A 19,782-nucleotide genomic window follows, 5' to 3' on the forward strand; every position below is an offset into this window, starting at 1 on the left:
CGTCGACGGCGTCGGCCTCGAGCTGCGGCGCGGCGAGACCCTCGGGGTCGTCGGCGAGTCGGGATCGGGCAAGAGCACGGTGGCGCGGCTGCTGCTGGCGCTGCGGCGACCGGAGGAGGGGAGCGTCGAGTTCCTCGGCCGCCCGTGGTCGTCGGCGAGCGAGCGCGAGCGCCGACCGCTCCGCCCGCGGATCGGAGCCGTCTACCAGGACAGCCAGTCGTCGTTCGACCCGCGCTGGAGCGTGGGCCGCCTGCTGCGCGACGCGGGTGCCGGCGACGTCGGCGAGCTCCTGGGGCGGGTGGGCCTGGCTCCGGCGCTGGCGCAGCGCTCGCCGCGCACCCTCTCGGGCGGGCAGCGCCAGCGGGTGTCGATCGCGCGCGCCCTGGCCACGCGCCCCGACGTGCTGATCTGCGACGAGCCGGTGTCGGCGCTCGACGTCTCGGTGCAGGCGCAGATCCTCGACCTGCTCGACGACCTGCAACGCAGGCACGGCCTGGCGCTGCTGCTGATCTCGCACGATCTCGGGGTGATCGCGCACATGAGCGACTTCATCGCGGTGATGCGCGACGGCCGCGTGGTGGAGTCGGGGGAGGCCGCGGCGGTGCTGCGGTCGCCGGCGTCGGAGTACACGCGGCGGCTGCTGGCCGACGCTCCGCGGCTCGACCGGCGCTGAGCCGGCGGGCCGCTGTGCCCGGCGTCCTCGAGTGGGCGCGGACCGGGCCGTGCGGCTCGGTCGGGCCCTGTCCCGGGTCCACTCGTGCGCATCCGCGTCGACGACTCGAACGCGAACCGGGCCGCGCGGCTCGATCAGAGCCCGTTCCGAGTCCACTCACGAGTGCCCTTGTCGTCGAGTGGGCGCGGACCGGGCCGTGCGGCTCGGACGGGCCCCGTCCCGGGTCCACTCGCGCGTGCCCGCGTCGACGACCGGGCGCGAACCGGGGTGCGCTGCCTGTCCAGGCCCCGTTCCGGGTCCACTCGCCGGCGCGCGGAGACGCCGGGACCGCGCGGCAGCACCCCTCACCCCGCCAGAGCCCGCGTCCGCTGCACCGCCCACACCGTGAGCCCGAAGCCCAGCACCGACGCCGCGACCAGCATCAGCGCCGTCCACCCGCCCGCCTGCCACAGCACGCCCGCGAGCGCCGATCCGATCGCGCCCCCCGTGAAGTTGCCCACGATGTACACCGTGTTCAACCGGCTCCGCGCCGACGGATCGATCGAGAGCATGCGCGTCTGCGCGAGCACCTGCACGCCCTGCAGCCCGATCGAGAACACCGCCACCGCGATCAGCACGACCACGATCGACGTCGCTCCGAGGCCTGCGATCACGACGCCGACCAGCGCCACCGCGAGCCCCGCTCCGATCGCCGGCAGCGACAGACCGCGGTCGTAGAGGCGCCCGACCCGCTGCGCCGAGACCGCGCCCGCGATGCCGACGAGGCTCACGAGTCCGATCGCGGTGGCCGAGTACGAGAAGGGCTCGGCGCCCAGGAGGAAGGTCAGGCCCGTCCAGAACAGCGTGAACGCGCACATGGCCGACGCCCCGATCAGCACGGTCACGCGCACCGTCCGACTGCCCGCGACCGTGCGCAGCACCGAGGCGAGGAGCGTCCCGTACCGCACTCTCTCGCGCGGAGGCAGGCGCGGGAGACGGCGGGCCATCACGATCGCCAGCACCAGGACGAGCGCGGCGGCGAGGCCGAAGACCGAGCGCCAGCCGAGCAGGTCCGCGAGGATCCCGCTGATCGCGCGCGAGATCAGCAGGCCGAGCATCAGTCCGGAGGCGACCGTGCCGAGCACGCGCCCCCGCTGCTCGTCCGTGGCGAGGTCGCCGGCGAGCGGAGTGAGCAGCTGCCCGGCCACGGTCGTCACGCCGATCAGGGCGAGCGTCGCGAGCAGCACCGGGAACGCCGGTGCGAGCGCGGTGACGGCCAGGAACACGGCCGCCAGCGCCATCAGCGCCGGGATCAGGCGCCGGCGGTCGAGGGTGTCGCCCAGCGGCACCAGGAGGAACACCCCGATCGCGTAGCCGACCTGCGTCACCGTCACGAGCAGTCCCGCGGAGCCGGGGGAGACGTCGAAGGTCGCCCCGATCACGCCGAGCAGCGGCTGCGCCCAGTAGAGGTTGCCGACCGCCGCGCCCCCGGCGATCGCGAAGAGGAGGGTGAGTCCGCGGGTCATGCCGGCGGGCCGCTCGACGGCGCTCACGGGGCGGTGGGGGTCGTGGTGACGGGCATGGAGCGATCCTCTCGCGGCGCGGGGACGGGGCGCGCGAATCCAGACAACTCCTCCCCAGACCGGAGTCGAGAGGTTCTGTCCAGAGGTGTTCCCGCAGGGCATCCCACCGAGCGGAGTCGCGACGTAGCGTGAGCCCCATGCCCCACGATCCCGAGGTGAAGGACTTCCTCGTCTCCCGCCGCGCCCGCCTGTCGCCCGACCGCGTCGGGCTGCCCTCCGGAGGCGTCCGCCGCGTCCCGGGCCTGCGCCGGAGCGAGGTCGCGCAGCTGGCGGGCGTGAGCATCGAGTACTACTCGCGCCTCGAGCGCGGCGACCTGCGCGGAGCCTCCGAGTCGGTGCTCGAGGCGCTCGCCGCGGCGCTCCGGCTCGACGACGCCGAGCGCGCCCACCTGTTCGACCTGGCCCGCGCCTCCGGAGGCACGCCGTCGCGTCGCGCCCGCGGCGCGCGGTCGGGGTCCGGCCCTCGCTCCGCCTGGCGGTCGAATCGATCACCACGGCGCCGGCCTTCCTCCGCAACGGCCGCCTCGACGTCCTCGCCGAGAACGAGCTGTTCCGCGCCCTCTACGCCGACGAGTACGCGCCCGCGAGCATCCCGAGCGCCCGGTGAACCTCGCGCGCTACACCTTCCTCCGGCGCGACCTCTCCGAGCGGTTCCACCCCGACTGGGCGGCGGCCGCCGACATCAGCGTCGGCATCCTGCGCACCGAGGCCGGCCGCACGCCCGACGACGCGGGCCTTCAGGCCCTCGTCGGCGAGCTCTCGACCCGGAGCGACGAGTTCCGCCGGCGCTGGGGTGCCCACGACGTCCGCCACCACGCGAGCGGCGCCAAGTTCTTCCACCACCCGGTCGTCGGCGACCTGCACCTCAGCTACGAGGCCTTCGAGCCGATGGGCGATCCGGGCCTGAACTTCCTGATCTACAGCGCCGAGCCCGGCTCGCCGAGCGCCGACGCGCTGACGCTGCTGGCGTCCTGGTGGGCGACGAGGCACCGGGAGGAGCCGTCTGCCGGTCGCGACCTCGCCGCGCCGCGCCTCGTCCCGCCCCCGACACCGAGGAGCTCCGAATGACCTGGAACCGGACGACCCTCGCGGCGATCGCCGCCTTCGACGACCTGCACGTCTCGCCCTTCCGCGCCGACGGAGCGACGTACGGCACCCCCACCTGGATCTGGTCGGTCGTCGTCCGAGACGATCTCGTCGTCCGCGCCTGGAACGGGCAGCGCTCGCGCTGGTACCGCTCCGCTGTCGAGCAGGGCGCCGGGCGCATCCGGGCGGCCGGCGCCGAGCACGAGGTCGCCTTCGAGCAGGCCGACCCCGCGCTGCGCGACGCGGTCGACGCCGCCTACCGCGAGAAGTACGCGGGCAGCCCCTACCTGGCGCCCATGCTCGGGGAGGGCCTGGTCTCGGCGACCGTGCGCCTGCTCCCGCTCCGATCACCGCACTGACCACGCCACTGCCGAGAGGACCTCGTGAACATCGAACCTGCCGCACCCACTGTCAAGAACCCGCCCGAGCAGTTCGTCGGCGACGTCTGGCTCGACCTCCTCGCCGTGCCGCACGATCCCGACCAGCGAGCGACGCTCGGACGCGTCCGCTTCGCTCCCGGCGCCCGCACGGCCTGGCACTCGCACGCCCGCGGCCAGTACCTGCACGTGACGCAGGGAGTCGCGCGCTTCGGCACTCGCGACGGCACGATCCTCGAGCTCCGCGCCGGGCAGACCCTCTACACCCCGCCCGGCGAGGAGCACTGGCACGCGAGCGCTCCCGGCGTCTTCATGGAGCACCTCGCCCTGTTCGAGAGCGCGGACGATCCGGCTGCGAGCACGGTCTGGGCCGAGCACATCACCGACGACGAGTACGAGGGGCGCTGACGCCTCCTCCGGCGCGTCGCGACCGCCGAGGGGCGGCGAGGTGGTCGGCTTCACCGGGGACGACGCGCAGGAGGACACCGTGACCGACAGCAGCACCGCCGAGGGCCTCGCGGCGCTCATCGCCGAGCTCGAGCAGCAGGAGCGCGACCTCGTGCTCGACTCCTTCGACCACACGACCGCGTGGCAGCTCGGCTCCCGCATCACGGAGCTCGCCCGGGAGGCCGGAGCGGCGGTCGCCGTCGACATCCGCCGCCCCGGCCTCCTCCTCTTCCGCGCCGCGCTGCCCGGCAGCACTCCCGATCAGGAGTCGTGGATCGCCCGCAAGTCGGCCGTGGTCCTCCGCCTCGAGACCAGCAGCGCCCTCGCCGACGCCCGTTTCACCGCGGCGGGCACCGATCCGGCCGATCGCGGCTGGCTCGGCCCGGAGTACGCCGTCACCGGCGGCTCGGTCCCGATCCGGGTGCGCGGCGTCGGAGTGGTCGCCGCGGCGACCGTCTCGGGCCTCGCCTCCCTCGACGACCACGCCCTCGTCGTGCAGGCCCTCCGCGAGTTCGTCGCCGCCCAGGCTTGAGCTCGCCCGCCACGGATCAGATCAGCACGGATGGGATCTGCACGGATCAGATCAGCTCGAGGTGCGGCCCGCGGTGGACGGCCAGGTAGGCCCGGTTCCGGAGGACGTTCGCCTCGTCGTCGGTGAGCGTCCGGTCGAGCGGGCGGAGGACGATGCGGACGAGCGCGTTGACCTGCCCCTCTCGGATCCCGAGCCGCTCCCGGGCACGATCGGGCAGGAGCTCACCGGCCGTCGTGGCGAGGACGCGCACGCTCTCGATCGCCGCGGCGTCGACTCCGAGAGCGGCGCGGATCCGATCCCCGAGGACCTCCTCGTCGTCGTCGCGGTCCACGACGACGGAGATGTCCCGGCGCACCGAGGGCAGGGACGAGACCGGACGCCAGGGCTCGAGGTCGGCCATCTGCTCCCGGATGCGCGGATCGCTCGCGCGCAGCACCCGGATGTCGTCGATCCGCTTCCTCAGCATGAGCGCGCGGTCCAGACCCATCCCGAGGGCGAGACCCGACCAGACGGCCGGGTCGAGCCCCGATCGCAGGAGCAGCCCGGGATCGATCAGCCCGCATTCGCCCAGTTCGAGCCAGTCGCCGCCGACCTGCACGTCGAGCTGGCGCCCGTCGGTCGTGTACGGATGCTCCGCGGGGACCGCTCGCCATCGGGCGCCCGGCAGCACGGCGTCGACCACGGCGCCGAGCATGCCGTCCAGATCGGCCGTCGTCATCCGCGCCGTGTTCGTCACACGCCAGAGGTCGACCTGGTGCGGCTCGCCGACGTGCGTGCGGTCGATGGAGTCACGGCGGTAGACGAGACCGGGCAGCACGTGGAGGCGGTCGTGATCGCCGCCCGACTCCGCGCCGGCGAGGCCCCGGAGCAGCGGCGGGATCATCGCGGACGTGTGGGTGCGGAGCATCACGGTCTCGCTGACGTACCGCGAGTACCGCTGATCGCGGGTGACCGCGGAGGCGTCGAAGCCGAGCCGGTCGTAGTTGTCCTCCACGGCGACCAGGGGACTTGCGCGCACCGTCGTGGCGGGTACGCCCCAGGTCTCGGCGAGCGCCTCCGTGACGGCGGCGAGGAGGAGTTGCAGGGCGTGCTCGCCCTGCGCGGGATCACTCAAGTCCCGGAGAGCGAGCGAGGAGCCGAGGTCATCGGCGGAGAGGTAGGAGGGCATGGCAGTCCATTTCGAGTCGGAGTGAAGGGGGAGACCCCTCGACCGACCCGGCGCGCGGACTGATCTACGCGCGCACGCTCAGCCCTGCACGACCGGTGACCGGTCGAGGGCTGGGAAATCGCAGCGTCGCATGCATGCCTCCACTGTAGGTCCGGCGCCCGCCGGATTCACGATGCCGGTCGGAGGACGAGAGCGGCCAGGAACAGGAGGAGCGGCGAGAACACCAGCATCACCGCGGGAACGAGCGCGAGAACGCCGCGCTTGAGGCCCACCCGGGGAGCTCGCCCCGATCCCACTGCGATCACGGCGAGACCGAGCACGAGTGCGAGCAGGTCGACGAGGGCGGCCAGCATCAGGAGCGCCGCGTTGGCACGATCACCGATCACGTACACCGCGGCGCACCACGAGGAGGTCAGGAGGACGCCGGCGACGCCGAGCGAGAAGGCCAGGTCCGCCATGGCGGGGGAGGTGCGCTGCGGCTCCGGTCCACGCTCCGTCATGGGAGGGATTCTCGCAGGGGCGGTCGTGGGACGCCGCTCCTGTTCCGCGGCGCCGTCCGCACGAGCAACTCCTCCACAGGGACTCGATCCGCTCGATCCGTCCCGCAACGGTGATGGACGTGAGGAGATGTCAGAGGCGCCTGGTGGAATACGCGTATGACAGAACCAGACGAGGCCGCGCAGGTCGGGACCGACCCGGTCCGGGCCCTCTCCGATCTCGCCGCGCGCCTCGCGCGGTCGACCGCGCCGGTGCTCCTCGCCAGGGCGGTGGCGCTGCACGCGGCGCATCGGGCGGCGCTCGCGGTTCCGGAGTCGTACGCTCGCGGCGACGGACTGTCCGGCAGCGAGGCGAGCGATCTCGTCGAGCGGTCCGTCCGAGCCGAGATCGCGGTCGCGCTCGGAGTCTCGGAGCGGGCGGCCTCCCGTCTGCTCGAGCAGGCTCAGCTGCTCGTCGAGGACCTCCCGCGCACCCGCGCCGCGCTGGCGGAGGCCCGGATCCTCTGGGAGTCGGGCGAGGTGATCTGCGCGGTCGCGAGCACGCTGCCCGCCGGCTCCCGGGCCGAGTTCGACGAGCGCGCGGCCGAGGCCGCCCTCTCCTCGACGCCGACGCAGCTGCGGAGGGTCGTGGCCCGGCTCCGGGACGAGCTGCACGAGCAGCCGCTCGCCCAGCGGCACGCCCGCGCACGGGAGGACCGCTCCGTCTGGGTCAGCCCGGAGATCGACGGCATGGCGACCCTCTGCGCGCTGCTGCCCGCGACCGTGGCACTCGGCGCCTACCACCGCCTCGACCGCATCGCCCGCTCCCTCCGCGACGGTGCTGCCGACCGTGCTCCCGGCGGTGCTGCCGACGAGGCGGGCACCCGTATCGGCGACGAGCGGACCCTCGCGCAGCTCCGCGCGGACGCGTGCGCCGACCTGCTGTGCGACGGCGAGGTCACCGGTGCGGGCCCCGGCCCCGGCGCAGACGGCGTCGCGCCGACCTTCGTTCCGGGAGTGCGCGCGGAGGTGCGCCTGACCCTCGCCGCGAGCACGGCCGCCGGGTGCGACGAGGCCCCCGCGGAGCTCGACGGCTACGGCCTCGTCCCCGCCGAGCTCGCGCGAGGGTTGATGGTCGAGTCGGCCACCCTGACGCGCGTCCTGACCGATCCGGAATCCGGCACCGTCGTCTCGGTGGGCCGCACGCACCGAGTGCCCCCGCCCCGGATGAGGCTCGCGCTCCAGCTGCGCGACCGGACCTGCCGGTTCCCCGGCTGCACCCGCTCCGCGGCGTCCGCCGACGCCGACCACACCCTCGAGTGGCGCAACGGAGGCGAGACGGCGCTCGAGAACCTCGCCTCGCTCTGCGTGAGCCACCACCACGTCCGCCACGGCGATCGCTGGACCTACGTGCTCCAGCCCGACGGCCGAGCGGACTGGACCACTCCCACCGGCCGCCGCGTCACGACCCGACCACCCGCCCTCGTCGAGCCTCGACGCTCCGCCGTCGACCGAGCGGGCCCCCGATTCGGGGAGCCGCCCCCGTTCCGACGGCCGCCCGCCCGGGTCAGGGGCGGATGAGCACCTTGAGCGCTTCGCGCGAGTCCATCAGCCGGTAGGCCTCGGCGATCTCGGACAGCGGCAGCTCGCGGTCGAACACCCGCCCGGGGTCGATCGTGCCGTCGAGCACCTGCGGGATCGCGGCCTCGAGATACGCGCGCACCGTCGCCGGTCCTCCGGTGAGCGTCGCGTTCTTGCCGAACAGCGACGCGAATCCGATCGGAGCCTCCTCGTACTGCGGCACGCCCACGCGCGAGAGGACGCCACCGGGGCGGAGGACGCCGTACGCCTGCTCGTAGGCGGGCAGGTGCCCCACGGCCTCGAGGACCACGTGCGACCCCTCGCCCCCGGTGATCTCCAGCACCTCGGCGACGCCCTCCTCGCCGCGCTCGGCGACCACGTGCGTCGCTCCGAACGACCGGCCCAGGTCGGTGCGGTCGGTGTGCCGACCCATCAGGATGATCGTCTCGGCGCCCAGCTGCTTCGACGCGAGGACGGCCGAGAGCCCGACCGCGCCGTCTCCGATGACCGTGACCGTCGTCCCCGGGCCGACGCCCCCGCGCACCGCGGCGTGGTGGCCGGTCAGGTAGACGTCCGAGAGGGTCAGCAGCGAGGGCATGAGCGCCTCGTCCGTCCCCTCGGGGATCACGACGGCGGTGCGGTCGGCGAACGGGACGCGCAGCTTCTCGGCCTGCGTGGCCGACGCGGCGCCGTCGAAGAAGCCGCCGTGCACGCACGAGGTGGTGAGACCGTCGCGGCAGAACGCGCACGTGCCGTCGGACCAGGCGAAGGGGACGATCACCGTGTCGCCCACCTCGAGGGAGGCGACGTCCGAGCCGATCCGCTCGACGACCCCGATGGCCTCGTGGCCCATGCGCCGACCCTCGGGGGTGTCCTCGAGGTCGTGGTACGGGTGCAGATCGGATCCGCAGACGCACGCGTACGTGACGCGCAGGATCGCGTCGGTCGGCTCCAGGATCTCGGGATGGGGGACTTCGACGACGCGGACGTCGCCGGATCCGTACATCAGGGTGGCGCGCATAGTGCTCCTCTTCTCGGGGTCCTCCGTTCCGCGCGGCGGTCGGAGGGGGACGCTCCCAGTGAAGGGACACCGCCGCAGCCGTGCCAGGGCCCTCCCGAGACGGGGTCCAGCAGACACTCCCACCCCCGCCCGGCACCCCCGTAGCGTTCGACGCATGGACAACCGAGCCGAGATCCGCGAGTTCCTCGCCTCCCGCCGCGGGCGCATCAGCCCCGAGCAGGCCGGCGTGGAGCCGATCGGCGGTCGGCGCCGGGTGCCCGGGCTCCGTCGCGAGGAGGTCGCCCGCCTCGCCGGCGTGAGCGTCGACTACTACACCCGCCTCGAGCGCGGGAACCTCGAGGGCGTCTCCGACAGTGTCCTCGACGCGATCTCGAGGGCGCTGGGCCTCGACCCCGCCGAGCGCGACCACCTGTACGACCTCGCCCGCGCCGCGGCTCCGACCGCCCGTCGCGTCCGCCCGGCGGTGGTCGGCGCGACCGTGCGCCCCGAGCTGCAGTACCTGCTCGACGCGATCACCGGCGCCCCCGCCTTCATCACGAACAACCGGATGGACATGCTGGCCGCCAACGCGCTCGGCTTCGCCCTCTACTCCGAGATGTACCGGGGGCCGCAGCGCCCCGCGAACCACTCCCGCTTCATCTTCCTCGACCCCCGCGCGCACGACTTCTACCCCGACTGGGAGCGCGCGGCGAACGTGAACGTCGCGATCCTGCGGCGCGACGCCGGCCGCAGCCCGCACGACAGGCAGCTCGCCGAACTCGTGGGCGAGCTGTCGATGCGGAGCGAGGAGTTCCGGACCCGCTGGGCCGCGCACGACGTGCGGCGCCACTACGCCGGCCGCAAGCAGTTCCGGCACCCGGTCGTCGGGCTCCTCGAGCTGACCTTCCAGGCCATCGAGCTCGACCAGGATCCCGGGCACTCGATCACCGTCTACCCCGCCGTCCCCGGCAGCCCCTCCGACGAGGGACTGCGCCTGCTCGCCAGCTGGGCCGCGACCGAGGGCGTCGTCGAGCGCGCCCGCGCGACCGCCGAGTGAGGACCCCCGCCGTGACCGCCACCGCCCCGACCGCCACCGTGCCCCGCGCCGCCTCCGAGCGCATGCCCTGGGCCGCCCTGATGATCCTCGCCGCGATGGGCTTCGTCCTCGTCGCGGCCGAGACGATGCCCGCGGGACTGCTCCCGGTGATCGCCGACGGCATGGTCACGAGCGAGGGCGTCGTCGGCCAGTTCGTCAGCGTCTGGGCGCTCGGCACCGTCATCGTCACCGTGCCGGCGATCAGCCTGACCCGCGGGTTCCGGAGGAAGCCGCTGATCCTCACGGCGATCGCCGGTCTCGTGGTCGCCAACACCGTCACCGCCCTCTCGGGCGACGTGACCGTCTCGCTCGTCTCGCGCTTCGTCGCCGGTGCCTTCACCGGCGTGATCTGGGGCATGCTCGCCGCGTACGGCCGCCGGATCAGCCCCGAGAGCCGCGGCGGCCTCTCCCTCGCCGTCGTCTCGACCGGCGCCCCGCTCGGCTTCGCCCTCGGCACCCCGCTCGGCGCGTGGCTCGGCACCGCGTTCGACTGGCGCTGGTCGTTCGGCGGCCTCTCGCTCGTGGCCGTCCTCGTGCTCGTGCTGATCGTCCTGGTCGTCCCCGACGCGCCGGGCCAGGAGGCGTCCTCGCGCCTGCCGCTCGCCCGCGTCGTCGCGAAGCCGGGCATCGTGATCGTCCTCGCGGTCATCGCCGTCTGGATGCTCGCCCACAACACGATCTACACCTACATCGCGCCGTACCTGCGCGAGACCGGCTCGGGCCTCGGTGCCGACATGACGCTGCTCGTCTACGGAATCGCCTCGGTCGCCGGAGTCGCGCTCACGGCGCTCCTGATCGACCGCTGGTCGCGCCCGCTGCTGCACGGCAGCGTCGCCGTGTTCGTGCTCGCCGCCGTGCTCCTGCTGCTCGCCGGTGACTCGGGCACCGCGATCATCGCCGGCGCCGTGCTCTGGGGCCTCGGCTTCGGCGGCGCGTCCGCTCAGCTGCAGGCCGCGCTGACGAAGGCGGGCGGAGCCGACTCCGACGTCGCGAACGCGTTCCTGCCGGTCGCGTTCAACCTCGCGATCTTCGCCGCGGGCATCCTCGGGGCGGTGCTCCTGGGGTCGTTCGACGCACTCGTGCTGCCGGTGCTGATGGCGGTGCTCGGAGCGCTCGCGCTGCTCCTGACGATCGTCGGCCGACGGACGGCCTTCACCGGGCGGGTGTGACGCCCGAGCTCAGGCGGCCTGGCGCACCAGCAGGGAGTGCTGCCCGTCGCCGAGGGCGGCGCGCACCTGCGCACCGAGGTGCGCGGCGAACCCCGGATTCAGGGCGCCGGGCGTCTCGAGCGCGTCGAGCAGGTCGCGGAGGACGGTCAGGGTCTCGGTGGCAGCGTTTTCGGGCACGGCTGCGCCTCTTCTCGGGGTGGGGGCGGGTCCGGCCGAAGATCCAGGGAGGCCGGTTGAGGAGTGTTGGTGCGCCCTCGCCGGCGCTTCGGATGCGGCCAGAGGGGGATGTGCGGTCGAGGTCGGGTAACCCGTTACGCGCGATGTAGTTTGATCATCAAGGAACTTACTCCGGCGCGGCCCGCACGGCAAGTGCCCTGGACGAGGGGGGCGAATAGCGCATCACCCGTCCCGGCCCGGCCGACTTCCGCACACCTCCGCCACGCGCCATCGCCCAGGCGTAGCGTTGCCGAGGTGATGCGTCCGACGATCCAGACCCTCGGCCAGCTCCGCGCCTCCGGGCACGTGCAGAAGAGCCTCCGCACCGAGATCCGCGACAACCTGCTCGACGCCCTGCGCGAGGGCCGCGACCCGTGGCCGGGGCTCCACGGATTCGCCGACACCGTGATCCCGCAGGTCGAGCGCGCGGTGATCGCCGGTCACGACATCGTGCTGCTGGGCGAGCGCGGCCAGGGCAAGACCCGGCTCCTGCGCACCCTCAACGGCCTCCTCGACGAGTGGTCGCCGGTCATCGCCGGCTCCGAGCTCGGCGAGCACCCCTACGAGCCGATCACCACGGTGAGCATCCGCCGCGCCGAGGAGCTCGGCGACGACCTGCCGGTCTCCTGGCGCTCGCGCGAGGAGCGCTACGTCGAGAAGCTCGCCACGCCCGACACCAGCGTCGCCGACCTGATCGGCGACGTGGACCCGATGAAGGTGGCCGAGGGCCGCAGCCTCGGCGACCCCGAGACCATCCACTTCGGCCTCATCCCGCGCAGTCACCGCGGCATCGTCGCGATCAACGAGCTGCCGGACCTCGCCGAGCGCATCCAGGTCGCGATGCTGAACGTGATGGAGGAGCGCGACATCCAGATCCGCGGCTACGTCCTCCGCCTGCCGCTCGACGTGCTCGTCGTCGCCAGCGCGAACCCCGAGGACTACACGAACCGCGGCCGCATCATCACTCCGCTGAAGGACCGCTTCGGCGCCGAGATCCGCACGCACTACCCGACCGAGCTCGACGACGAGATCGCCGTGATCCGGCAGGAGGCGGACCTCGTCGCGACCGTGCCCGACGCGCTCATCGAGATCCTCGCCCGCTTCACCCGGGCCCTGCGCGAGTCGAGCTCCGTCGACCAGCGCAGCGGAGTGAGCGCCCGCTTCGCCATCGCCGGCGCCGAGACGATCGCCGCGGCCGCGCTGCACCGCGCCACCCGGCGGGGCGAGGCCGAGGCCGTCGCGCGCCCCATCGACCTCGAGACGGCGGTCGACGTGCTCGGCGGCAAGATCGAGTTCGAGTCGGGGGAGGAGGGGCGCGAGGAGGAGATCCTCGAGCACCTCCTGCGCCAGGCCACCGCCGAGACGGTGCGCGCGCACCTGCGCGGCATCGACCTCGGTCCGCTCGTCACCGCCGTCGAGGACGGCGCCATGATCACGACAGGCGAGCAGGTGACCGCGCGCGAGTTCCTCGCCGGCCTCCCGCTGCTGGGCGAGGCCACCGTCTACGAGGACCTGGCCGAGCGCCTGGGCGCGACGAACGAGGGGCAGCGGGCCGGAGCCGTCGAGCTGGCCCTCGAGGGCCTCTACCTCTCGCGGCGCCTGAGCAAGGAGACCGGCGGCGGCGAGGCCGTGTATGGCTGAGCCGGCGCGCCGGACCAACCGCCGCCTGCACCGCGACGCGCGCTACTCCGAGTACCGCGGCGGACCGGATCCGCTGGCCCCGCCTGTCGACCTCGCCGAGGCCCTCGAGGCGATCGGCCAGGATGTCATGGCCGGCACCTCGCCCGAGCGCGCCCTCCGCGAGTTCCTGCGTCGCGGAGGCCGCGACACCTTCGGTCTCGACGACCTGGGGCAGCGGGTCGCCGAGCGCCGGCGCGACCTCGCGCAGAAGCACAACCTCGACGGAACGCTCCGCGAGGTCCGCGAGCTGCTCGACAAGGCGGTCCTCGCCGAGCGCAAGCAGCTGGCCCGCGACACGCAGACGGACGACGGCGACCGGGCGCTCGCCGAGATCCAGCTCGACAGCCTCCCGCCGTCCGCCGCCGCGGCCGTCTCCGAGCTCGGCGACTACTCGTGGCGGAGCCCCGAGGCGCGGGCCGACTTCGAGCGGATCAAGCAGCTCCTCGGCGCCGAGATGCTCGAGCAGCGCTTCGCCGGCATGAAGCAGGCCCTCGAGAACGCGAGCGACGAGGACCGCGCCGCGATCGACGCCATGCTCCGCGACCTCAACGACCTGCTCGAGGCGCACGCCCGCGGCGAGGACACTCCGGAGCAGTTCGACGCGTTCCTGGCGCAGCACGGCGAGTACTTCCCCGAGAACCCCCGCACCGTCGACGAGCTGATCGACGCCCTCGCCGCCCGGGCGGCCGCGGCGCAGCGGATGCGCAACTCCCTGACCCAGGAGCAGCGCGACGAGCTCGACGCCCTCGCGCAGCAGGCCTTCGGCACCCCCGAGCTGATGCAGTCGCTCGGCAGGCTCGACGAGACCCTGCGGGGCCTGCGCCCCGGCGAGGACTGGGGCGGCTCTGAGCGGATGGACGGCGAGCAGGGGCTCGGTCTCGGCGACGGCACCGGCGTGTTCCAGGAGCTCGCCGACCTCGACGCGCTCGCCGACCAGCTCGCGCAGTCGCAGAACGGCTCGCAGCTCGACGACCTCGATCTCGACCTGCTCGCCCGACGCCTCGGCGGCGACGCGGCGGTCGACGCGCAGACCCTGAAGCAGCTCGAGCGGGCGCTGCGCGACTCCGGCACCCTGCGCCGCGGCTCCGATGGCTCGCTCGCCCTCAGCCCCAAGGCGATGCGCCAGCTGGGCAAGTCGCTGCTGCGCGACATCGCCGACACGATGTCGGGCCGCCAGGGCGCGCGCGACGTGCGCCGGGCGGGCGCCGCGGGCGAGCGCTCCGGAGCCACGCGCGCCTGGGAGTTCGGCGACACCGAGGCCTGGGACCTCCCGCGCACGATCACCAACGCGCTCACCCGCACGGCCGGCGAGGGCCGTTCCACCGCATCCGGCGTGCGCATCGAAATAGGCGACGTCGAGGTGCAGGAGACGGAGGCGCGCACGCAGGCCTGCGTCGCGCTGCTCGTCGACACCTCCTTCTCGATGGCGATGGACGGCCGCTGGGTGCCGATGAAACGCACCGCCCTCGCCCTCCACACGCTCATCACGAGCCGGTTCCGCGGCGACGAGCTGCAGATGATCGCGTTCGGACGTCAGGCGGAGGTGATGGGCATCGAGCAGCTCGTCGGCCTCGACGCCGAGTGGGAGAAGGGCACGAACCTGCACCACGCCCTGCTGCTGGCCAACCGGCACTTCCGCAAGCACCCGAACGCGCAGCCGGTGCTGCTGATCGTCACCGACGGCGAGCCGACCGCGCACCTCGAGCCTGCCGGCGACGTCTTCTTCGACTACCCGCCCGACGCGATGACGATCGCCGTCTCGGTGCGCGAGCTCGACGCCTCCGTGCGGCTCGGCGCGCACACCACGTTCTTCCGCCTCGGCGACGACCCCGGGCTCGCACGGTTCCTCGACTCGCTCGCGCGTCGGGCCGGCGGCACGGTCGTGAACCCCGAGGCCGACGACCTCGGCGCGGCGGTGGTGAGCTCGTACCTCGGCTCGCGCGACCGCTCCGACGGCGGGCGCGCGACGGGCGACGAGATGTTCGGCCGCGGCTGGGCCTTCTAGGCCCCGCCGGGTCGAGCGCCGCGCGTCAGAACAGCGGCCACGGCACCGCGGGCATGCCACCCCGAGGGGCGGGGAACCGGCCGGAGGAGCGCAGCCGGTCGCAGCGCCGCCCCAGCACCTCGATCTCCTCGTCCAGCAGCAGCTCCGACAGCGCCGCGCCGAGCGGCCCGTCCACCGCGCTCCGGAGGCGTCCCAGCGCGTCGATCTCGTCGGCCGTCAGCGGCTCGCCGATCCAGCCCCAGAGCACCGTGCGCAGCTTGTGCTCGACGTGGAACGTCAGGCCGTGGTCGACGCCGTAGCGGTGCCCGTCGGGCATGGCGAGCACGTGCCCGCCCTTGCGGTCCGCGTTGTTGACGACCACGTCGAAGACCGCCATCCGCCGCAGCGCCGCCGAGTCCTCGTGCACGAGCGAGACGTCGCGGTCGTCCTCGTCGCTGCCGTCGAGCACGTGCCGCCAGCCCTCGGCGACCTCGGCCGACGGCACGAGGTCCACCGCGTCCTGCTCGGGGTCGATGTCCTGCCAGAGCTGCACCATGCCGGGGCCGAGAGGCCCGTCGCGGAGCCACGTGCGCGGCACCACGTTCCAGCCCAGCGCCTCGGAGGCGAGGTACGCGGCCGCCTCCCGGCCCGCGAGGTCGCCGTCGGGGAAGTCCCAGAGCGGCTTCTCGCCGGACACGGGCTTGTAGACGACGGAGGTGCCGCCGATCCGCGCGAGGAACGTGGCGTTGGAGGCCGTGGTGATCCGGCCGGTGAGCTCGAGAGCGCCGCTCATGAGCTCGCCGTCGGTCGGCTCCGCGCCGTCGCTCATGCGAGCGGGCAGTCGTGCCCGTCGGGGTCCATCGGATCGCCGCAGCGCGGGCACAGCGGGCGCCCGGCGCCCACGACCTCGAGGGTGCGCTTGGCGAAGGCGCGCGCGGTCCCGACGGGGATCCGCAGCACGACCATCTCCTCGGGCTCCGCCTCCTCGGCCGACTCGTCGGCCTCGGTCAGCGGGAACGCCTCGATCACGATCTGCGCGGTGGTCGGGTCCCAGCCGAGGCTGAGCCCGCCGACCCGGAACTCCGGCTCCACCGGCTGGTCGAGCGGCTCGTTGTCGACGAGCTCGGCGGGGGTGCCGGCCGGGACGCTCGCCGGGTTGCCCTCCGCGGCCATCAGCTGGTCGAGGATCTCGTCGATCTTCTCGGCGAGCAGCGCGGACTGCTGCTTCTCGAGTCCGACGCTCACCACGCGGGGCCCGGTGCGGGCCTGGAGGTAGAAGGAGCGCGAACCGGGCGAGCCGACGGTGCCGACGACGATCCGGTCGGGCCAGTCGAACGCGTGGACGAGAGGCATGTCCCCAGTCTAGGAGCCGCTTCCCGGGCCCGGGCTGAGCGGGATCAGAGGGAGGGACCTACTCGTGGCCCGCCCCGCCGCCTACCGGGGCATCGACCGCGGGGGCCGCCGCCGCCCGCAGCCAGCCGAGGTCGCCCGCCTCCGTGTTCATCGCGACGACCTCGGGCCGTCCCGCGCCGTAGCGGATGATCGACACCGACGCCGGACCGACCGACAGCCGCTGGAAGAGGTCGAGGTGCATTCCGAGCGCGTCGGCCAGGATCGCCTTGATCGTGTCGCCGTGGCTGACCGCCGCCCACACCGCGCTTAGTCCGTGCCGCTCCGCGACCGCCGCGTCGTGCCTCCGGATCGCCGCGACCGCGCGCGCCTGCATCGCCGCGAGCCCCTCTCCGCCCGGGAACACGACCGCCGACGGCTGGTTCTGCACCGTCGACCACAGCGGCTCCTTCGCCAGGTCGCGCAGGTGCCGCCCCGACCACTGCCCGTAGTCAGCCTCGGTGACGCCCTTCTCGACGACGGGCTCCGGGGGCGCCTCCTGCCGGTCGAGGATCGCGCGCGAGGTCTGGCGGCAGCGCTCGAGCGGGCTCGTCACGAGCGCCGCGAGCGGTACCGCCGCGAGGCGCTCGCCGGTGCGGACGGCCTGCGCGCGTCCGACGTCGTCGAGCCGGACCCCGGCGGTGCGGCCGGCCAGGATCCCGGCGGTGTTCGCGGTGGTGCGTCCGTGCCGGACGAGGAGGAGGGTGGGCATGGAGTCAGCGTAGGCGCGGCGGATCCCTCCGGTGCCGGATCCCTCCCGAGGCGGATGCCTCGGGCCGAACCCCCTGGCTACCGTGGAGCGAGCGGCCGCCCACCGCGGCCCGCGGTCGTGCACCGAAGGGATTCTCATGGACGGGACGAACGGCTCCACGCCCGGCGACGGGGCGACCGACGGGACCGCCGCGGCTCCCGCGTGGGCCGCTCCGGAGGCGTCGGGCCGCTCCGGCGAGACCGCCCTGCGGATCCGCGCCTGCGCAAGCGCTTCGGCGACAAGGAGGCGGTCAAGGGCATCGACCTCGACGTGCCCGCCGGCTCCTTCTTCGGCCTGGTCGGCCCCAACGGCGCGGGCAAGACGACGACGCTCTCGATGGCGACCGCGCTGCTCCGTCCCGACGAGGGCGTGGTCACGATCCACGAGGTCGACGTCTGGACGCGGACGCTCGAGGCCAAGCGCCTCATCGGCGTGCTGGCTGACGGAGTGAAGCTGTTCGACCGCCTCACCGGACTCCAGCTCATCACCTACTACGGCCTCCTCTGCGGCATCGACCGCCCGACCGTCCTCGAGCGCGCCGGCGACCTGCTGGCGCTGCTCGGCCTCGACCCGGCCGATCGCACCCTCGTCGTCGACTACTCCGCGGGCATGACCAAGAAGATCGCGCTCGCCTGCGCGCTCGTGCGCGCCCCGCGACTCCTGGTGCTCGACGAGCCGTTCGAGTCGGTCGACCCGGTGTCGGCGGCGAACATCCGCGACATCCTCACCGGCTTCGTCGCCTCCGGCGGCACCGTCATCGTCTCGAGCCACTCGATGGACCTGGTCGAGCGGATGTGCGACCGCGTCGCCGTCATCGCCGACGGCCGCGTCCTCGCGGCGGGCACCCTCGACGAGGTGCGTGCGGGCTCGAGCCTCGAGGAGCGCTTCGTCGAGCTCGTCGGCGGCCGCACCCACCAGGAGGGCCCGGCATGGTTGCGCATCTCCTGAGGCTCCGCCTGCTGCTGCTGCGCAACGCGCTCACGCGCAACGTGTGGCAGCTGATCGGGGTGATCTTCGGGGGGCTCTACGCGGTCTTCGTCCTGGGCCTCGTCGTCGTCGGCCTCGTCGCGCTCGGCGGCACGGATCCCGCGCTTGTGAACGCCGCGATCGTGCTCGGCGGCTCCGTGCTGCTGCTGGGCTGGGTTCTGGGCCCGATCTTCGTGTCCGGCTCGGATCAGAGCCTCGACCTCTCGACGCTCGCCACCTTCCCGATCCCGCTGAGGACCCTGATGCTCGGCCTCGCGGCGGCGGGCCTCGCGGGCATCCCCGGCATCGTCACCACGCTGGGCGCCCTCGCGTCCGCAGCAGCCTGGTGGAGCGCGCCGATCGGCATCCTGCCCGCGCTCGTCTGCGCCGTGATCGGAGTCGCCACCTGCGTCGTGGCGTCGCGTCTCATCGGCGCCCTCACCACGGGTCTCGGCTCGAGCCGCCGCTACCGAGAGGTGATCGGCGGCGTGGTGCTCGTCGTCATGATCCTGCTCGGTCCCCTCCTGATCGGAGTGATGAGCGTGATCCAGGAGGGCGTCGACGTCCTGCCCGTGGTCGCCTCGGCCCTGGGCTGGTCGCCGCTCGGCGCGATCTGGGCGGTGCCCGGCTCGATCGTCGCGGGGGAGTGGCCCGCCGCGCTCGCCCGCTTCGCGATCGGGGTCGCCACCCTCGCCGTCGTCGTGTGGGCCTGGTCGCGCGCGCTGCGCCGCGCCCTGCGGGAGCCGGCCGCCTCGGCGTCCGGCACCTCCTCCGGATCCGCCGGCATCGGCCTCTTCGGCCGCTTCCCCGGCACCCCGACCGGAGCGATCGCCGCCCGCGCCCTCGGCTACTGGTGGCGCGACCCGCGCTACAGCCGCGGCCTCCTCGTCGTGCCGGCGATCGTCGTCCTCACCGTCTTCTACGGCGCGATCGGCGGCGGAGGAAGCACCATCGCGATCTTCTCGGCCGTTTTCATCGGCCTGATCTTCGGAGTGACCCTCTGCGCCGACGTCTCCTACGACGGCACTGCCTGGGCCGCGCACGTCAGCGCCGGAGTGACGGGGGCGGCCGACCGCGCCGGCCGCGTCATCGCCGCCGCGATCGTGGGCGTCCCCGCCGTGGTGATCGTCGCCGTCGGCACCTGCGTCTACGCGGGGCGTCCGGAGGCGATCCCCGCGATCCTGGGGCTCTCGCTCGCCCTCGTGCTGAGCGGTTTCGGAGTGTCGAGCATCGCGTCGGCGCTGGTCGTCTACCCCGTGCCCGCGCCGGGCGACAGCCCGCTCAAGACGCCTCCGGGCTCGGGCATGATCTCGAGCGTCGTGATGCTCGCCAGCATGGGCGCGACCGCGCTGCTGTCGCTGCCGTCGATCATCGTCGGAGCGATCTCGCTCGTCGGTGACGACGTCGCCCTCGGACTCGTGTCGCTGGCGCTCGCCCTGGTCGTCGGCGGCCTCGCCGCCGTGCTCGGCATCCGCCTCGGCGGCCGCCTCGTCGACCGCCGCGCCCCCGAGCTCTTCGCCACCCTGGTGACGGTCGCTGACGCCCCGCCCCGCCCCCACTCCTCGGAAGTCGTCGTACTCGAGCTCGAGTACGACCACTCCTGCGCTCTCGACGTCGTCGCCCGTCCTC

The 19,782-nt window shown here is 73.7% G+C and carries 21 protein-coding genes and 1 pseudogene; 14 read left to right on the forward strand and 8 right to left on the reverse strand.

Annotation, left to right across the window (positions count from 1 at the left end; all coding sequences use genetic code 11):
* A partial coding sequence (locus tag B0T42_RS16730; protein ID WP_139344553.1) for an ABC transporter ATP-binding protein occupies window positions 1–673 on the forward strand: 673 nt, incomplete at its 5' end.
* Between the two features lie 344 nt (window positions 674–1,017).
* On the opposite strand, the gene B0T42_RS16735 is transcribed toward B0T42_RS16730, so the two are convergent.
* On the reverse strand, window positions 1,018–2,205 hold the full coding sequence (locus tag B0T42_RS16735) for an MFS transporter (protein ID WP_236720364.1): 1,188 nt from the start codon (window positions 2,203–2,205) through the stop codon (window positions 1,018–1,020).
* A gap of 167 nt (window positions 2,206–2,372) precedes the next feature.
* Between B0T42_RS16735 and B0T42_RS22435 the strand changes: the two are divergent.
* From B0T42_RS22435 to B0T42_RS16755, 6 genes and pseudogenes are all read left to right on the forward strand, one after another.
* Window positions 2,373–2,567: pseudogene (locus tag B0T42_RS22435) on the forward strand (transcriptional regulator); the annotation flags it as partial.
* A 155-nt stretch (window positions 2,568–2,722) separates the two neighbouring features.
* A complete protein-coding gene (locus B0T42_RS22440) occupies window positions 2,723–2,842 on the forward strand; it encodes an MmyB family transcriptional regulator (RefSeq protein ID WP_342418271.1) in 120 nt (39 codons plus the stop codon).
* Window positions 2,839–3,303, forward strand: a complete 465-nt coding sequence (locus tag B0T42_RS22445; protein WP_342418270.1) for an MmyB family transcriptional regulator — start codon at window positions 2,839–2,841, stop codon at window positions 3,301–3,303. The genes B0T42_RS22440 and B0T42_RS22445 overlap by 4 nt, the downstream gene beginning before the upstream one ends.
* On the forward strand, window positions 3,300–3,680 hold the full coding sequence (locus B0T42_RS16745) for a DUF2255 family protein (RefSeq protein ID WP_077224180.1): 381 nt from the start codon (window positions 3,300–3,302) through the stop codon (window positions 3,678–3,680). Before B0T42_RS22445 ends, B0T42_RS16745 begins: the two co-directional genes overlap by 4 nt.
* Window positions 3,681–3,704: 24 nt before the next feature.
* Entirely contained in the window at window positions 3,705–4,106 is a 402-nt protein-coding gene (locus tag B0T42_RS16750; protein WP_077224181.1) for a cupin domain-containing protein, read from the forward strand.
* Window positions 4,107–4,146: 40 nt separating this feature from the next.
* The gene (locus tag B0T42_RS16755) at window positions 4,147–4,677 is read left to right on the forward strand and encodes a heme-degrading domain-containing protein (RefSeq protein ID WP_236720365.1); all 531 of its coding nucleotides are present in this window, start codon (window positions 4,147–4,149) and stop codon (window positions 4,675–4,677) included.
* A 46-nt stretch (window positions 4,678–4,723) separates the two neighbouring features.
* On the opposite strand, the gene srmL is transcribed toward B0T42_RS16755, so the two are convergent.
* Together srmL and B0T42_RS16765 are read right to left on the reverse strand one after the other, a co-directional pair.
* Window positions 4,724–5,845 (reverse strand): PheS-related mystery ligase SrmL, encoded by a 1,122-nt coding sequence (gene srmL / locus B0T42_RS16760; protein ID WP_077224182.1) that lies wholly within the window; start codon window positions 5,843–5,845, stop codon window positions 4,724–4,726.
* A 167-nt stretch (window positions 5,846–6,012) separates the two neighbouring features.
* Window positions 6,013–6,345 (reverse strand): hypothetical protein, encoded by a 333-nt coding sequence (locus B0T42_RS16765; RefSeq protein ID WP_139344554.1) that lies wholly within the window; start codon window positions 6,343–6,345, stop codon window positions 6,013–6,015.
* Between the two features lie 156 nt (window positions 6,346–6,501).
* Between B0T42_RS16765 and B0T42_RS16770 the strand changes: the two genes are divergently transcribed.
* Complete coding sequence (locus B0T42_RS16770) at window positions 6,502–7,902, forward strand: HNH endonuclease signature motif containing protein (protein ID WP_077224184.1); 1,401 nt, start codon at window positions 6,502–6,504, stop codon at window positions 7,900–7,902.
* On the opposite strand, the gene B0T42_RS16775 is transcribed toward B0T42_RS16770, so the two are convergent.
* Window positions 7,889–8,923, reverse strand: coding sequence for a zinc-binding dehydrogenase (locus B0T42_RS16775; protein ID WP_077224185.1), 1,035 nt, complete (start codon window positions 8,921–8,923; stop codon window positions 7,889–7,891). The two genes, B0T42_RS16770 and B0T42_RS16775, sit on opposite strands and share 14 nt — an antisense overlap.
* A 154-nt stretch (window positions 8,924–9,077) precedes the next feature.
* Between B0T42_RS16775 and B0T42_RS16780 the strand changes: the two genes are divergently transcribed.
* Both B0T42_RS16780 and B0T42_RS16785 read left to right on the forward strand, forming a co-directional pair.
* Window positions 9,078–9,959, forward strand: a complete 882-nt coding sequence (locus B0T42_RS16780) for a helix-turn-helix transcriptional regulator (RefSeq protein ID WP_077224186.1) — start codon at window positions 9,078–9,080, stop codon at window positions 9,957–9,959.
* Window positions 9,960–9,970: 11 nt separating this feature from the next.
* The gene (locus tag B0T42_RS16785; protein WP_236720366.1) at window positions 9,971–11,167 is read left to right on the forward strand and encodes an MFS transporter; all 1,197 of its coding nucleotides are present in this window, start codon (window positions 9,971–9,973) and stop codon (window positions 11,165–11,167) included.
* 9 nt (window positions 11,168–11,176) lie between these two features.
* On the opposite strand, the gene B0T42_RS20235 is transcribed toward B0T42_RS16785, so the two are convergent.
* On the reverse strand, window positions 11,177–11,344 hold the full coding sequence (locus tag B0T42_RS20235) for a hypothetical protein (protein ID WP_158078168.1): 168 nt from the start codon (window positions 11,342–11,344) through the stop codon (window positions 11,177–11,179).
* A gap of 297 nt (window positions 11,345–11,641) precedes the next feature.
* Here B0T42_RS20235 and B0T42_RS16790 point away from each other — a divergent pair, with 297 nt between their 5' ends.
* Together B0T42_RS16790 and B0T42_RS16795 are read left to right on the forward strand one after the other, a co-directional pair.
* The gene (locus B0T42_RS16790) at window positions 11,642–13,024 is read left to right on the forward strand and encodes a magnesium chelatase ATPase subunit I (RefSeq protein WP_077224187.1); all 1,383 of its coding nucleotides are present in this window, start codon (window positions 11,642–11,644) and stop codon (window positions 13,022–13,024) included.
* Window positions 13,017–15,068: a vWA domain-containing protein gene (locus B0T42_RS16795; RefSeq protein ID WP_077224188.1), complete on the forward strand. Its 2,052-nt coding sequence runs from the start codon at window positions 13,017–13,019 to the stop codon at window positions 15,066–15,068. Before B0T42_RS16790 ends, B0T42_RS16795 begins: the two co-directional genes overlap by 8 nt.
* A 25-nt stretch (window positions 15,069–15,093) precedes the next feature.
* Here B0T42_RS16795 and B0T42_RS16800 read toward each other — a convergent pair whose 3' ends face one another.
* The 3 genes from B0T42_RS16800 to B0T42_RS16810 are packed head-to-tail and all read right to left on the reverse strand — an operon-like array spanning window position 15,094 to window position 17,148.
* Entirely contained in the window at window positions 15,094–15,876 is a 783-nt protein-coding gene (locus tag B0T42_RS16800; RefSeq protein ID WP_077224189.1) for an SCO1664 family protein, read from the reverse strand.
* Complete coding sequence (locus B0T42_RS16805; RefSeq protein WP_055789760.1) at window positions 15,873–16,400, reverse strand: DUF3090 domain-containing protein; 528 nt, start codon at window positions 16,398–16,400, stop codon at window positions 15,873–15,875. Before B0T42_RS16805 ends, B0T42_RS16800 begins: the two co-directional genes overlap by 4 nt.
* Window positions 16,401–16,458: 58 nt before the next feature.
* Window positions 16,459–17,148: an MSMEG_4193 family putative phosphomutase gene (locus tag B0T42_RS16810; protein WP_077224190.1), complete on the reverse strand. Its 690-nt coding sequence runs from the start codon at window positions 17,146–17,148 to the stop codon at window positions 16,459–16,461.
* Window positions 17,149–17,349: 201 nt separating this feature from the next.
* On the opposite strand from B0T42_RS16810, the gene B0T42_RS16815 reads away from it, so the two are divergent.
* Entirely contained in the window at window positions 17,350–18,135 is a 786-nt protein-coding gene (locus tag B0T42_RS16815; protein ID WP_236720367.1) for an ABC transporter ATP-binding protein, read from the forward strand.
* The coding region (locus B0T42_RS16820; protein WP_077224192.1) for a hypothetical protein at window positions 18,117–19,782 on the forward strand (1,666 nt) is incomplete at its 3' end. The genes B0T42_RS16815 and B0T42_RS16820, both read left to right, overlap by 19 nt.

The sequence above is a fragment of the Rathayibacter rhapontici genome (assembly GCF_001995175.1).
Lineage (GTDB): Bacteria > Actinomycetota > Actinomycetes > Actinomycetales > Microbacteriaceae > Rathayibacter.